The sequence below is a fragment of the Pseudomonas sp. AU12215 genome (genome assembly GCF_001675465.2).
GTDB classification, from domain to species: Bacteria; Pseudomonadota; Gammaproteobacteria; order Pseudomonadales; family Pseudomonadaceae; genus Pseudomonas; species Pseudomonas nitroreducens.
This window is the reverse complement of the sequence record NZ_MACM02000021.1, coordinates 24,150-38,120: the sequence shown is the minus strand read 5'-3', so window position 1 is coordinate 38,120 and position 13,971 is coordinate 24,150. Positions and strand designations below refer to the sequence as shown.

Annotated in this window: 11 protein-coding genes and 1 tRNA gene; 9 read left to right on the top strand and 3 right to left on the bottom strand. The window is 65.4% G+C overall.

Annotation, left to right across the window (positions count from 1 at the left end; all coding sequences use genetic code 11):
* Nucleotides 1–145: 145 nt before the first annotated feature.
* On the bottom strand, nt 146–2,653 hold the full coding sequence (locus tag A9513_RS05970; RefSeq protein ID WP_024763073.1) for a Lon protease family protein: 2,508 nt from the start codon (nt 2,651–2,653) through the stop codon (nt 146–148).
* A gap of 96 nt (nt 2,654–2,749) precedes the next feature.
* A complete protein-coding gene (locus A9513_RS05965; RefSeq protein WP_024763072.1) occupies nt 2,750–3,073 on the bottom strand; it encodes a TraR/DksA family transcriptional regulator in 324 nt (107 codons plus the stop codon).
* Nucleotides 3,074–3,302: 229 nt separating this feature from the next.
* Here A9513_RS05965 and A9513_RS05960 point away from each other — a divergent pair, with 229 nt between their 5' ends.
* Complete coding sequence (locus tag A9513_RS05960) at nt 3,303–3,791, top strand: DUF3015 domain-containing protein (protein WP_038803701.1); 489 nt, start codon at nt 3,303–3,305, stop codon at nt 3,789–3,791.
* A gap of 61 nt (nt 3,792–3,852) precedes the next feature.
* Nucleotides 3,853–5,718, top strand: coding sequence for a DUF4105 domain-containing protein (locus A9513_RS05955; protein WP_065084210.1), 1,866 nt, complete (start codon nt 3,853–3,855; stop codon nt 5,716–5,718).
* 13 nt (nt 5,719–5,731) lie between these two features.
* On the opposite strand, the gene rtcR is transcribed toward A9513_RS05955, so the two are convergent.
* Complete coding sequence (rtcR, locus tag A9513_RS05950; protein WP_065084209.1) at nt 5,732–7,333, bottom strand: RNA repair transcriptional activator RtcR; 1,602 nt, start codon at nt 7,331–7,333, stop codon at nt 5,732–5,734.
* A gap of 285 nt (nt 7,334–7,618) precedes the next feature.
* Between rtcR and A9513_RS05945 the strand changes: the two genes are divergently transcribed.
* The 7 genes from A9513_RS05945 (at nt 7,619) to A9513_RS05910 (ending at nt 13,916) form a co-directional block, all read left to right on the top strand.
* A tRNA-OTHER gene (locus A9513_RS05945) sits at nt 7,619–7,691 on the top strand.
* 352 nt (nt 7,692–8,043) lie between these two features.
* Entirely contained in the window at nt 8,044–9,186 is a 1,143-nt protein-coding gene (locus A9513_RS05935) for a slipin family protein (protein ID WP_065084208.1), read from the top strand.
* Between the two features lie 32 nt (nt 9,187–9,218).
* The gene (locus A9513_RS05930; protein ID WP_065084207.1) at nt 9,219–10,439 is read left to right on the top strand and encodes an RtcB family protein; all 1,221 of its coding nucleotides are present in this window, start codon (nt 9,219–9,221) and stop codon (nt 10,437–10,439) included.
* Between the two features lie 52 nt (nt 10,440–10,491).
* The gene (locus tag A9513_RS05925; RefSeq protein ID WP_024763067.1) at nt 10,492–11,292 is read left to right on the top strand and encodes a nucleotidyltransferase domain-containing protein; all 801 of its coding nucleotides are present in this window, start codon (nt 10,492–10,494) and stop codon (nt 11,290–11,292) included.
* Nucleotides 11,289–12,314: an RNA 3'-terminal phosphate cyclase gene (rtcA, locus tag A9513_RS05920; RefSeq protein ID WP_065084206.1), complete on the top strand. Its 1,026-nt coding sequence runs from the start codon at nt 11,289–11,291 to the stop codon at nt 12,312–12,314. Before A9513_RS05925 ends, rtcA begins: the two co-directional genes overlap by 4 nt.
* 87 nt (nt 12,315–12,401) lie before the next feature.
* Entirely contained in the window at nt 12,402–12,761 is a 360-nt protein-coding gene (locus tag A9513_RS05915) for a hypothetical protein (protein ID WP_065084205.1), read from the top strand.
* A gap of 123 nt (nt 12,762–12,884) precedes the next feature.
* Entirely contained in the window at nt 12,885–13,916 is a 1,032-nt protein-coding gene (locus A9513_RS05910; RefSeq protein ID WP_065084204.1) for a cytochrome-c peroxidase, read from the top strand.
* The last annotated feature ends 55 nt before the right edge of the window (nt 13,917–13,971 follow it).

The window sequence follows — 13,971 nt, the reverse complement described above, 5'->3', positions numbered from 1 at the left end:
GCGGCACCCTCGCGGTTGTCCTGAGATTGAGACTACACCCAGGTTCTGACACGCGAAAGTGCGGATTTATCCGGCCATCTTGCGGGCAACGGCGTGAAAATGGCGCCGGTGGAATGTCCCGCCCGGCGCCCTGCCCTGGCCGTCCTCAGTCGACGTCTTTCTTCTTGCGGGCGCGCTCTTTCTCTACGGGGGCCTTGTCCACCGGCACCTTCTCCACCTTCGGCTTGCTGACCGGCTTGGCGGCGACTGCCTCCTTCGCCGGCTTCTCCTTCTCGTCCTCATCCATGCCCAGCTCGGAAATTTCCTTCAGGCGTTCCACGACGCGGGCGTTGACGCTGCCCTTGGGGAAGTGGCCCTTGGCATCCGGCGCCCCCGCGGGCTCGCCGACCAGCAGGCTCAGCGCCTCGTCGGCCTGGCGCACGGCATAGATATGGAACTGACCGTTGCGCACCGCCTGCAGCACACGCTCGTCGAGCATCAGGGTGGCGACGTTGGCGCGCGGGATGATCACGCCTTGTTCGCCGGTCAGGCCGCGGGCCTCGCAGAGGCGGAAGAAGCCTTCGATCTTCTCGTTGACCCCGCCGACCGCCTGTACTTCGCCGAACTGGTTGATCGATCCGGTGATAGCGAAACACTGGCGCAGCGGCGTGCGCGACAGGGCAGAGATCAGCGTGCAGACCTCGCCCAGGGAGGCGCTGTCGCCGTCCACATAGCCGTAGGACTGCTCCAGCGCGATGCTCGCGGAAATCTCCAGGGGGAACTCCTGGGCGTAGCGGCTGCCAAGGTAGCCAGTAAGAATCATCACGCCCTTGGAGTGGATCGGCTGGCCGAGGTTGACCTCGCGCTCGATGTCGACGATGCCGCTGCCGCCCGGATAGACGGTGGCGGAAATGCGCGCCGGCATGCCGAAGGCCGAGTCGCCGACTTCCAGTACGGTCAGGCCGTTGCACTTGCCCACCGCGGCGCCTTCGCTGTCAATCAGGATGATGCCGGCGAGGATGTCGTCGAGAATCCGCGCCGAGACGCGACCAGTGCGGGTTTCCTTGGCTTTCAGGGCACGCTCGATGTGGCCCAGGTCGGTCACTTCCTGGCCGGCCAGCTGGCGGATGAAGTCCGCCTCGCTGACCAGTTGGAAGAGGTCGCCGATGCGCGCGGAAAGGCGGCCCTGGTGTTCGGCCAGGCGGGCGCTGTAGGTGGCCAGACGGGCCACGGCCTCACGGGTGAGCGGCGCCAGGCCCTCCTCCGAAGTGCGGGTCTTGAGCAACTGGGCGAACTGTTCGAGGCTGTCCTCGGCCAGCGGGATGTCCTCGTCGAAATCCACCAGTACGCGGAACATCTCCTGGAAATCCGGATCCAGGTCCTGCAGCGTGTAGTAGATCTGCCGCGAACCGATGATGATCACCTTGATGTGCAGCGGGATCACCTGCGGCGTCAGGCTCATGGCGGTCAGGCGGCCCAGTTCGGCCAGGGGCGACTCCATCTTCAGCTGTCGCGATTGTAGCGCGCGCTTGAGGGCATCCCAGACGAATGGCTCACTGAGCAGCTTCTCCGCCTCCAGCACCAGGAAACCGCCGTTGGCGCGGTGCAGCGCACCGGGGCGCAGCTGGCGGTAGCTGGTGTAGAGCGCGCCCTGGTCAGAGGCGTACTCGATACGGCCGAACAGGTTGTCGTAGGTCGGGTGAGACTCGAACACCACCGGCGCGCCACCGGTGGCATGGTGGGCGATCGCCTGGTTAGGCGCGTACTGCTCTTCCAGGCTCTGCTTGCGCTGCGGGTCGGTACGTTCGGAGTCCACCAGTTGGTCGACCACGGTCTTCAGCAGGTTGAGCTGCATGGCCTGCAGGTAGGCGCTGACCCCGGAGTTGTTGTTGTACTTCTCCACCAGCGGCGCCAGCAGCGGCTGCAGCGCGAGGGTGATGGTTTCCTCGTTGAGCTGGCGCAACTGGTTGCTGGACTCGCGCTTCCACTGCGGCAGGCTGGAGAGCTCCTCGTTGAGGTGTTCCTCCAGGTCGGCGATGTCGGCGTGGAAGCGCTCGCGCTCCTCTTCCGGCAGTTGGGCGAACTCGGCCTCATCCAGCGCCTTGCCGTCCTTCATCGGGGTGAACGCGATGTTGGCGCTGTCGCGGTACAGGGCGACTTCCTTCTCCAGCGCCAGGCGCTCGACGGTATCCAGGGCCTTGTCGTAGCGCTGGTTGAAGGCGCGATCGATGGCGCTCTTCTTCTGCTGGTAGGCCGGGTTCTCGAACACCGAGGGGAAGGTGGACAGCAGGTTGTCGATCAGGTGATCGATATCGGCGCCGAACTCGGCGGCACTGCCCGGTGGCAGCTCGATCACGCGCGGTTCGCGGGAGTCGTCGAAGTTGTTGACGTAGACCCAGTCGGCCGGGGTCGGCAGGCGCTTGCCCTCGGCCTTCAGGTAGCGCTGCACGAAGGAGAAGCGGCCCGTTCCGGGCTCGCCCATGACGAACACGTTGTAACCCGGACGCGGCATCGCCACGCCGAACTGCAGCGCCTCGACCGCGCGCTCCTGTCCGAGCACGCCCAGGAAAGGCTCCAGTTCTTCGGTGGTTTTGAAGGGAAACTGTTCGGGAGTGAAGGGACGGGTCAGTTCATCGGGCGCCAGGCGCAGGCCGGCAGCAACGGAATCGGGCATTGGAGGTCCTTGCTTCGAGCGGCGCGAGGCCGCGGAGATTCGTCCGCATTCTCGCGCCGCCCGCGCGCCACTGGCAAGGCAGTATTGGTGACAGTGTCAGTCCACTGCGTCGGCGCAGCGCAGGCAGTGCTCAGCGGCAGGAAGGGCACGCAGGCGCCGCTCCTCGATGGCCTCGCCGCAGCGCGCGCACTCGCCATAGGTGCCGTCGGCCAGGCGCAGGCGCGCCATGCCCACCAGGCGCATGCCCGCCTCCGCCTCGGCCAGCAGGGCGCGCAGGACATCGTCGTTCTGCCGCTGCTGGGCCTGCTCGGCGAAGTCCGGCGAGTGGCTGCGACCCAGGTCGCGGCGAATGGCTTCGGCACGCTTGGAATACTCGGCCGCCAACTGGTCCAACGCTGGCCGCGGATCGAAATCGACCATGACTACATCCTCGCAAGGGGAACTGATTCAAGTGTGGTCGGTTCCAAGACTTCCGCCGCTGATGCCGATCAACAGCAAGCCATCCGAGCCCTTCAACCGGCCCCGGCCATACTGACTGCAGCAGCGGTTGCCTTGACACCCGCAAGGCATTGGAGAAAAGCTCTGGCAGGCGCTGTTTCGCTGTCAGCGACTGTTCAATGGTCCCCGACCTCAAAAAGAGAGAAAAACGATGAAAAGGATTCTGCTCGGTACCCTCCTCGCCACCGCCTCCCTGAGCGCTCTCGCCGATGCCCCCGGCAGCGACGGCTGCGGCTGGGGGAACATGCTGTTCAAGGGCCAGCGCGGCACTGCGACCCACGTCCTCGCCGCCACCACCAACGGCACCAGCGGCAACAACACCTTCGGCATGACCACCGGCACCAACGGCTGCCACACCAACGGCGCGCTGACCTATGGCGGCAAGCCGATGATCGTGCTCAGCAGCATGATGGACGAGCTGTCCGAAGACATGGCCAAGGGTGACGGCGAAGCGCTGACCACCTACGCCGTGGTACTGGGCGTGAAGCCCGAGGACCGTGCGCACTTCGCCCAGGTCACCCACGAGCACTTCGCACAGATCTTCAACAAGTCCGACGTCACCGCCGAGGACGTCTACGCCAACACCCAGGCCGTCCTGAAACAGGACAGCACCCTGGCCAAGTACGCCGAACAGGCCTGATGGCCAACGCGAGCCCGCCCGCTCCGGGCGGGCTCACCCTTCCCTTCCAGTAGCCCATTCGATGCCCAAACGCCTGTTGCCCTGGATGGCGCTGTGCGCCTGCACCCCACTGCTGGCTTCGCCGGCGATCGACTCACAACGCCTGCAGACGCTGGCTGACGAACCCTACTGGCTGGCCCTGGGTCACTACGAACACGCCAAGCTCGGCGGTTGGCGCAGCTTCGTCGACGACCCGAAGTTCTTCCTCGCCAAGGACGGTGATCGCCATCCGCAATCGGAACTGGCCGCCACCGTGAAGGCCCTCTACGCCCCGGCCAGCCTCGGCGACAAGCATGCCCAGTGCGTCTACCCGGCGCGCACCCGCTGGCTGCGCCAGCAGTTGCAGCTCGATGACCTGCCGGCGGTCGAGTGCAAGGAATTCACCACCTGGTACCACGACATCAACCCGCACAGCGCCGTGCTGGTGTTCCCGGCCGCCTACCTGAACAGCCCCTCCTCGATGTTCGGCCACACCCTGCTACGCATCGACCAGGCCGATGTCGACTCCGACAACACCGCCCTGCTCAGCTACGCGCTCAACTTCGGCGCCTACATCGAGGGCATGGACAACAGCATCCTCTATGCCTGGAAGGGCCTGATGGGCGGCTACCCCGGCCTGTTCGCCCTGGTGCCCTACCGCGAGAAGCTCTCGGAATACAGCCGCCTGGAGAATCGCGACCTCTGGGAATACCGCCTGAACCTGACGCCGGAAGAAACCGCGCGCATGGTCGAGCACGTCTGGGAGCTTAAGCAGATCCGCTTCAAGTACTACTTCTTCGACGAGAACTGCTCCTTCCGCCTGCTGGAGCTGCTGGAGATCGCCCGTCCCGGCACCGAGCTCACCGACCACTTCCCGCTCACCGCCATCCCCACCGACACCGTGCGCGCGGTGAAGGACGCCGGGCTGATCGATCGCGTGGACTACCGCCCCTCCCGCGAGCGCGAGCTGCTGGCCCGCGGCGAACCGCTGAGCCACGACGAGAAGGTACTGGCGCGACACATCGCCGACGACGACAGCCAGCTGCAGAGCCCCGAATTCGCCGCCCTGCCCCCTGACCGTCAGGCCCTGGTGCAGGACACCGCCTTCCGCCTGGTGCGCTACCGCGCCACTGGCCAGGAGCGCGACCAGTCCACCGCCTCGCGCAGCTACAACCTGCTCAAGGCGATCAACCGCAACCCGCCGCCGGCACTGGAGGTGGAGCGCCCCGGCCAGCCGGAGAACGGCCACGAGTCGCGCACCTGGCAACTGGGCGCCGGCAGCCGCGACGGCGAAGCCTTCGCCCAGTACGGCCTGCGCATGGCCTACCACGACCTCGACGACAACGCCTATGGCTTCCCGCTGGGCGCGCAGATCGAGATCGGCCAGCTCAAGCTGCGCCAGTACGAAGGCAACCGCTGGCAACTGCAGCAACTGGACCTGGTCACCATCCGCTCCATGACGCCGCGCAACGAGCTGCTGCAACCGCTGTCCTGGCAGGTCGCCGGCGGCTGGGAACGGGTGATCGGCAAGCACAGCGACAACGACCACGACACCCTGGTCGGCCACCTGAACGGCGGCGCCGGCGGCAGCTGGAAACTGACCGACGATCTGCAGGCCTACGCCCTGGGCACTGCACGCATCGAGAACAACCCGGACTTCGCCGCCACTATCGCCCCGGCCATGGGCTTCGACACCGGCGTGCTGTGGAGCAACCCGCTGGGCAACCTCAGCCTCGAAGGCAAGGGCGACTTCTTCCACAACGGCGAAGTGCGCCGCACCCTGAGCTTCGGCCAGCAGGTGGAACTGGGCCGCAACCTGGGGCTGCGCCTGTCCGCCCAGCGCGAGTTCAGCCACGAGGCCAGCCCGCGCAACGAGGTGATGCTGGAGCTGCGCTGGTACCACTACTGAGGCGCATTGCGCCTCAGCCCCTCAACGACGCCCAATCCAGGCCGAAGCGCGCCAGGTACTTGCGCAGGCGATCGGCGTCGTTGGGGTTCTGCTTTTCCTGGCGCGAGACCGCGAACAGCTGACGACCGGCGTCGGACAGGCTGCGTGCCTGCCGGCAGACGCCGATTACCGCTTCCAGTTGCAGGCGGTCGAACAGGTCCAGCGCCTCGGCGCCCTCCCCCAGCAAAGGCTGCAGCAGGCTTTCCGCCTGGGTGGCGCCCCAGGAGCGGCGTAGCCGGCCGATCTCTTCCTCGACCAGCGCCTCGTCGACCCGCCCGCTGTCGGCCAGGGTCGCCATGCGCGTGATGGACGCCGACAGCTCGCGGAAGTTGCCGCTCCACGGCGCCTGCGGCGAATTGGCGAAGGCCAGGTAGCGCATGCGCGCTTCGCGGTTGAAGCGCACCAGCCGGCCCTGCTCGCGAGCATGGCGCTCCAGCTCGAAATCGATGTTCGGCTCGATGTCCTCGCGGCGCCCGGCCAGGCCCGGCAGGTCGAAGGTCCAGAGATTGATGCGGGCGAACAGGTCCTCACGGAACAGCCCTTCGGCGACGCGTTCGCGCAGGTCGCGGTGGGTACCGGCGATCAGCTGGAAATCGCTGCCCACCTCGCGGTCCGAGCCCAGCGGGAAGAAACGCTTCTCCTCGATGGCCTTGAGCAGCATGGCCTGCTCGTCCAGACCCAGCTCACCGATCTCGTCGAGGAACAGCATGCCGCCGTCCGCCGCACGCAACAGCCCTTCGCGGGCGTTCTGCGCGCCGGTAAAGGCGCCTTTGGTATGACCGAACAGCGCCGACATCGCGCCATCACCGCGCAACGTCGCGCAATTCACCTCGACGAAACGCCCCTGGAACTGGTGCCGCGCGCGCTTGAGTTCGTAGATGCGGCGGGCGAGGAAGGACTTGCCGGCGCCGGTCGGGCCGATCAGCAGCATCGGCGCACGGGAGCGCCCGGCAACCCGCTCGATCTGTTCGATGGAGCGGTTGAATTCGGCGTTGCGCGTGGCGATACCGGACTTGAGGAACGCCAGGCTCTCCTCCTGCTCTCGGCGGAAGCGCGTGGCAATGCGGTCGTACCGCGACAGGTCGAGGTCGATCACCGCGACCGTCCCTTCCGGCTGCCGCGCCTCGTCCTTGCGCCGTGACGGCGAGGCCTGCACCAGCCGCGCAGGCAGGTAGCGCGCCTCGGTGAGGAGGAACCAGCAGATCTGCGCGACGTGGGTCCCGGTGGTGATGTGCACCAGGTAGTCCTCGTGCTCGGTATCGAAGGCATAGCCGCCGACGAAATCATGCAGCGCGCCGTAGACCTCCTCGAAGTCCCACGGGTTGCGTAGCGCCATCGGCTGCAGGCGCACCTCGGTTTCCGGAGAGATATGCCGCACGTCGGCGGCGATGTGCTCGGCCAGGCTGACATCCCGCGCATCCAACCCGTGGATCAGTTCCAGGCGGTCGATCAGCAGGTCCTGCTGCTGGCACAGCCCGACCGTGGGCCGCCACTTCTGCCAGCGCGCCGCACCCTTGCCGACGCGGTCCAGGGTTGAACCGAGGAAGCCGATGGCGACCGTTTTCTTGGCTTTCATCTTTTATCCATCAAGATAAACAACGATCTCAGAATATCCATAAATATCCATATCGACCAACCAGAGAAATCAGAAACACATGTGATAAAAATAAATAAATCGTTATTTATCAAAAAGTTATAAAAATACATCGCCCACCAAAAGCAAACCTGGCACGCCCCTCGCTATATCTCCCTCGACCGCATCGCTGATGCAGCCCACGGGCAGGGACTTTCACTCCCGCCGGTGCCCGAGCCCACCCCTGGTGTCGGCTTCGTGCATGCCGCTGCAGCAGTCACGGTCGATGGCGCGGTAGCTCAGCCTGGTAGAGCACTCCCTTTCGAGGGAACCGTCGCAGGTTCGAATCCTGCCCGCGCCGTTCGATAGCTCAGTCCGGTAGAGCAGCCATCGAAGGAATGGCCTGTCGCGGGTTCGACTCCCGCTCGAACACTGCCCTGTTAAGGCAGCTACTCATGAAGGCAACACCCCGCCGGTGGGCGACGGGACAGGCGCAAAGCGGCCAGGAAGGCCGGATATGCCAGGGCCCCGAAGCCACCGCCGGCCCGCCCGGTACGAGGACCGGGCCTGCGACAAGACACGTGCTGGCCGATGGATTCGGCGCAATGGACAGGAAGTCCGCAGTACCTGGCTCTCGCAGGCTCCCTCCTCGCCACCCGACGGGCCGGCGAACACCGGCACCCAAGGGCAAAGAAAAGAAGGAAGAGAACGAGATGAAACTGCTGAAGCGCTTTACCGTGAAGAAGAACGAACGTGGCCTGCTGTACTCCGAGGGCGATTTCCTGGCGATCCTCGAGCCGGGTATCCACCGCCACCTGGACCTGTACAACCGCCTGAGCGTGGAAACCTTCAGCCTGAACACCCCGTTGTTCGAGCACCGCCTGGCCGGCTACCTGCGCCAGTCCGAACCCGCGCTGGTCGAACGCTATTTCACCCGCATGGACCTGGCCGAGAACGAGGCCGGCCTGCGTTTCGAGGATGGCGTGCTGGTGGAGATCCTCGCACCCGGCAGCCGCCAACTGTACTGGAAAGGCCAGACCGAGCAGCGCCTGGAACGCATCGACCTGAGCCAGGAGTACCGCGTCGCACCGTCGCTGCTGCAGCAGATGCAGGGCAACCTGCGCGGCCGCAGCGTGATCGGCGCCGAGGCGCTGCTGGTAACCCTGGTGCCGGCCTACCAGGTCGGCGTGCTGAAGGTCGATGGCGCGGTGATCGAGTTGCTGCCGGCCGGCCAGTATGGTTTCTGGCGCTACAACCGCCAAGTGAACATGGAGCTGATCGATACACGCATCCAGGCGCTGGAGGTCAGCGGGCAGGAAATCCTCACCCGTGACAAGGTGAGCCTGCGCCTGAATCTGGCCGCCAACTGGCGTTACAGCGATGTGCTGAAGGCGTTTTCCAGCCTGTCCAAGCCGCTGGAGCACCTCTACCGCGAGCTGCAATTCGGCCTGCGGGCGGCGGTGGGAACACGCACGCTGGATGAACTGCTGGAAAACAAGCAGGTGATCGACGAATCGGTCGGCGCCTACTTGAAGGAGCGGCTGCAAGGCACCGGCATCGAAGTCAGCGGCCTGGGCGTGCGCGACATCATCCTGCCGGGCGAGATGAAGACCCTGCTGGCCCAGGTGGTGGAAGCGGAGAAAGCCGCGCAGGCCAACGTGATCCGTCGCCGCGAAGAAACCTCGGCGACCCGCTCGCTGCTGAACACGGCCAAGGTGATGGAAGACAACCCCACCGCCCTGCGCCTGAAGGAGTTGGAAACCCTGGAACGGGTGGCCGAACGAATCGACCGCATCTCGGTATTCGGCGGCCTGGATCAGTTATTGAATGGACTGGTAACGCTGAAGCAGGCCTGACAAGGGCCTGCTCGGCAACGAAGGAAACGGACATGAAAGAGAAAACCTTCCAACTGCTGGAAGTCGCCAACGGCAAACCGATCAAGCTCTGGACCCAGGGCGTGCCGGTGGAAGAAGACGCCAAGCAGCAACTGATGAACACCGCGAAGATGCCCTTCATCTTCAAGCACATGGCGGTCATGCCGGACGTGCACCTGGGCAAGGGTTCGACCATCGGCAGCGTGATTCCCACCAAAGGCGCCATCATCCCGGCCGCCGTGGGCGTGGACATCGGCTGCGGCATGATCGCCGCGCGCACCTCGCTGATAGCCGCGGACCTGCCGGATAACCTGCACGGCCTGCGCAGCGCCATCGAGAAGGCCGTGCCCCACGGCAAGACCTTCGGCCGCCGCGACCAGGGCGCCTGGGAAGACGTGCCCAAGCACGCCGACGATGCGTGGAAGGCACTGGCCGGGCGCTTCAAGGCGATCACCGACAAGTACCCGAAGCTGGAGAAGACCAACAACCGCAAGCACCTGGGAACCCTCGGCACCGGCAACCACTTCATCGAGGTCTGCCTCGACGAAGCCAACCGCGTCTGGTTCATGCTGCACAGCGGATCGCGCGGTGTGGGTAACGCCATCGGCAACCTGTTCATCGAACTGGCCCAGGCCGATATGCGCCAGCACATCGCCAACCTGCCCGACCGCGACCTGGCTTACTTCGAGGAAGGTAGCCAGCACTTCGACGACTACGTGGAAGCCGTCGGTTGGGCTCAGGACTTCGCCCGGCAGAACCGCGAGCTGATGATGCGCGCGGTGATCGCAGCGGCGCGGCAGGTGATCCGCAAGCCGTTCGAGGCCAGCCTGGAAGCGGTGAACTGCCACCACAACTACGTGCAGAAGGAACGCCACTTCGGCGAGGAGGTGCTGGTAACGCGCAAAGGCGCGGTGTCAGCGCAGAAGGGCCAGCTCGGCATCATTCCGGGGTCGATGGGCGCCAAGAGCTTCATCGTGCGCGGCCTGGGCAACGAGGAAGCCTTCTGCTCCTGCAGCCACGGCGCCGGCCGGACCATGAGCCGCACCAAGGCGAAGAAGCTGTTCAGCGTGGAAGACCAGGTGCGTGCCACCGCCCACGTCGAATGCCGCAAGGACAAGGACGTGATCGATGAGATCCCGATGGCCTACAAGGACATCGACGCCGTGATGGACGCCCAGCGCGAGCTGGTGGAAGTGCTGCACACCCTGCGTCAGGTGGTGTGTGTGAAGGGATAAAGCGAGTCGGGCGCAAACCGCCCACCTCGACTGCAAGACAAGGAACAAGGACATGAACAAGGAAGACCGCCATCCACTACCCGACGCCATGCGCGAGCGAGTACTGGAGGAACTGACAAGACTGGAACAGGAGCACGACGTCACCGTGCTCTACGCCTGCGAATCAGGCAGCCGCGCCTGGGGCTTCGCCTCTCCGGACAGCGATTACGACGTACGCTTCGTCTATGTGCAGCAACCGGACTGGTACCTGCGTGTGGACGAGCCGCGCGACGTTCTGGAGCGCCCGCTGACCGACGAGCTGGACCTCAGCGGTTGGGAATTGCGCAAGACGCTGCGCCTGCTGCGCAAATCCAACCCGACGCTGCTGGAGTGGCTGGACTCACCGCTGGTGTATCGCTGTGAATCCGCGACATCCGAGGGCCTGCGCCAACTGGGACGGGACTTCTACTCGCCCGCTGCCGCACGGGCGCACTACCTGTCGATGGCGAAGAAGAATTTTCGTGGCTACCTGCAGGGAGAGGAGGTTCGCTACAAGAAGTACCTCTACGTGCTGCGACCCTTGTTGGCGGTGCGATGGATCGACCAGGGCCTGGGCATGCCGCCCATGGTCTTCGAGACACTGATGGAAGCAACTCTCGACGATGCCGCGCAGCGCGCCGAAGTCGAGGAGCTGCTGGTGCTCAAGCGTCAGGCGGTCGAGGCCGAATACGGCCCGGCGCGCCCGGCCCTGCACCGGCTGATCGAGCAAGAGCTGCAGCGCGCGGAAAACCTCGGCGCGCCCCGCGGCGGTTGCCACAACACTGAACGCCTGGATCGCTTCCTGCGCGAGCAAGTAAGGAAACACGAAAGATGAAAAGCGACCTGATCGAACTCGACGGCGCCGAAGGCGGCGGGCAGATCCTGCGCAGCGCGCTGAGCCTGTCGATGATCACCGGCAAGGCGCTGCGCATCGTCAATATCCGTGGCCGGCGCTCGCGGCCGGGACTGCTGCGCCAGCACCTGACGGCGGTGCGCGCGGCGGCGGAAATCTGCGGCGCGGCGGTGGAAGGCGGCGAGCTGGGCTCGCGCAGCCTGACCTTCCGCCCCGGCGCGATTCGCGGCGGTGACTACCGCTTCGCCATCGGCAGCGCGGGCAGTGCCGTGCTGGTGCTGCAGACGCTGCTGCCCGCCCTGCTGTTCGCCGATGGCCCGAGCAGCCTGGCGATCAGCGGCGGCACGCACAACCCGCTGGCGCCACCGGCGGACTTCATCCAGCGCAGCTGGCTGCCGCTGCTGCGGCGCATGGGGGCGAAGGTGGGCTTCGAACTGCTGCGCCATGGTTTCATGCCGGCGGGCGGTGGTGAACTGGCGGTGCGCGTGATGCCAGGTGAACTGCAACCGCTGCATCTGCCGGATGCGGGGGCCGAACGCTCACGCTCGGCCCGTGCAGTGCTGGCCGCCATCCCCGGCCACGTGGCGGACCGCGAACTGGAGAAGGTGAAGCGGCATCAGGATTGGCACGCCGCTTCCGTTCAGGTCGTCCGCCTGCCGGAGGATCAGGGCCCGGGCAATGCGCTGCTTTTGGAAATCGAGTGCGAGCAGTTGAGCCTGGTGTTCTGCGCCTTCGGCCAGTCCGGCGTCAGCGCCGAGCGCGTCGCCAGCCAGGCGCTGCGCCAGGCGGACGAATGGCGCCGCAGCGGCACCAGCGTCGAGGAGCACCTCGCCGACCAGCTGCTACTGCCCATGGCATTGGCCGGCGGTGGCAGTTTCACCACGCCAGCGCTGAGCGATCACCTGCTGAGCAATCGCGCAGTGGTAGAAGCCTTCCTGCCGGTGCGCATCGACTGCACGGCACGGGCGACAACCGGCCAGCACATCCGTATCACGCCAGCTTGACGCTTTCCTCACCAAACGCCGGATAGAGTGCCGCCCAATCACCCTACCCGGCGCGTGTGCCCGCCTCCCCGGCACATGGGAGTCTCCATGGCGCACCGCGCCGCCCTCGCCCTGCTCTGCGCCGCGTTGCTCGCCGGCTGCGAAACCACCCACGAAACCCTTATCGCCCAGGGCTATCCGCCCGCCTACGCCGACGGCTATGACGACGGCTGCGGCAGCGGTCGCCAGGCGGCTGGGGCGATTACTGGTGAGTACCGCAAGAACGTGCCGCGCTACCTGGACGAACCCAAATACGCGCTGGGCTGGAACGACGGCTTCCAGCAATGCCAGGCGATGCGCGTGAGCCAGGAGCGCCAGCAGTACGAAGAGCAGCGCAACAGCGACCGGGACCGCGACTGGGAGCAACAGAAGGACCGCGCGCTCGGCCGAGCCCTGCGGGGAAACTGAGACTGCGTCAACATTCCACAGACGGCATGAACGCCCGTTTGATTTCGGTCAAGCCGGCGGCTGGCGCGCTGGCCTCTCCTTGGACTCGGAAAAACACCGAAGCCTGAGAAAAGGAGACTCCACATGCAGCCCATCAAACTGACCCTGGGCAGCCTGCTGCTGGCGGTAAGCACCGCGGCAGCCCATGCCGATGCCGCCCCCCTGCGCGACCAGGCCAACAGCATCTTCAAACCGATCCCCGAACAGCCCAGCGACAAGCTCGACCCGAACCAGGTCGAGCTGGGCCGGCAGTTGTTCTTCGAGCCGCGGCTGTCCGCCAGCCATGTGATCAGCTGCAACACCTGCCACAACATCGGTACCGGTGGCGCCGACAACGTGCCCACCTCCAAAGGCCATGCCTGGCAAAAGGGCGCACGCAACTCGCCCACCGTATTCAATGCGGTCTTCAACGTCGCGCAGTTCTGGGATGGTCGCGCCAAGGACCTGGAAGAACAGGCCAAGGGCCCGGTGCAGAACCCGGTGGAAATGCACAACTCGCCGAAAAATGTCGAGGCCACGCTACGCAGCATGCCGGAGTACGTCGCCTCCTTCGAAAAAGCCTTCCCTGGCGAGAAGCAGGCGGTCAGCTTCGACAACATGGCCCGCGCGCTGCAGGCCTTCGAGTCGACCCTGATCACCCCGGACTCGCGCTTCGACCTCTATCTCAAGGGCGACGAAACCGCCCTCGACGCGAAGGAGAAGAAAGGCCTGCAGACCTTCATGAGCGCCGGCTGCATCAGCTGCCATAACGGCGTGAACCTGGGCGGTCAGGCGTACTTCCCATTCGGGCTGGTGAAGAAGCCCGACGGCAAGATCCTGCCCACCGGCGACCTGGGTCGCTTCGAGGTGACCAAGACGCAGAATGACCAGTACGTATTCCGCGCTGCGCCGCTGCGTAACATCGCCCTGACCGCGCCGTACTTCCACAGCGGGCAGGTCTGGGACCTGGAGGAAGCTGTAGCGATCATGGGCACCGCTCAGCTCGGCAAGCAGCTCAACGCGGAAGAAATCGGCGACATCGTCGCCTTCCTCAAGACCTCCACCGGCAAACAGCCGAAGGTGGAATACCCACTGCTACCGACAAGCACGGCAACTACCCCGAAGCCAGAGGATTGAGCGCGAGCGTCAAGACCTCCTTGAGACCAACGGCCCCTCACCCTGAAGGAGATGA

What these genes read in the sequence shown, in the direction of transcription:
- A9513_RS05970 (WP_024763073.1), bottom strand. Translation starts at nt 2,653, where the DNA reads ATGCCCGATTCCGTTGCTGCCGGCCTGCGCCTGGCGCCCGATGAACTG.
- A9513_RS05965 (WP_024763072.1), bottom strand. Translation starts at nt 3,073, where the DNA reads ATGGTCGATTTCGATCCGCGGCCAGCGTTGGACCAGTTGGCGGCCGAG.
- A9513_RS05960 (WP_038803701.1), top strand. Translation starts at nt 3,303, where the DNA reads ATGAAAAGGATTCTGCTCGGTACCCTCCTCGCCACCGCCTCCCTGAGC.
- A9513_RS05955 (WP_065084210.1), top strand. Translation starts at nt 3,853, where the DNA reads ATGCCCAAACGCCTGTTGCCCTGGATGGCGCTGTGCGCCTGCACCCCA.
- rtcR (WP_065084209.1), bottom strand. Translation starts at nt 7,333, where the DNA reads ATGAAAGCCAAGAAAACGGTCGCCATCGGCTTCCTCGGTTCAACCCTG.
- A9513_RS05935 (WP_065084208.1), top strand. Translation starts at nt 8,044, where the DNA reads ATGAAACTGCTGAAGCGCTTTACCGTGAAGAAGAACGAACGTGGCCTG.
- A9513_RS05930 (WP_065084207.1), top strand. Translation starts at nt 9,219, where the DNA reads ATGAAAGAGAAAACCTTCCAACTGCTGGAAGTCGCCAACGGCAAACCG.
- A9513_RS05925 (WP_024763067.1), top strand. Translation starts at nt 10,492, where the DNA reads ATGAACAAGGAAGACCGCCATCCACTACCCGACGCCATGCGCGAGCGA.
- rtcA (WP_065084206.1), top strand. Translation starts at nt 11,289, where the DNA reads ATGAAAAGCGACCTGATCGAACTCGACGGCGCCGAAGGCGGCGGGCAG.
- A9513_RS05915 (WP_065084205.1), top strand. Translation starts at nt 12,402, where the DNA reads ATGGCGCACCGCGCCGCCCTCGCCCTGCTCTGCGCCGCGTTGCTCGCC.
- A9513_RS05910 (WP_065084204.1), top strand. Translation starts at nt 12,885, where the DNA reads ATGCAGCCCATCAAACTGACCCTGGGCAGCCTGCTGCTGGCGGTAAGC.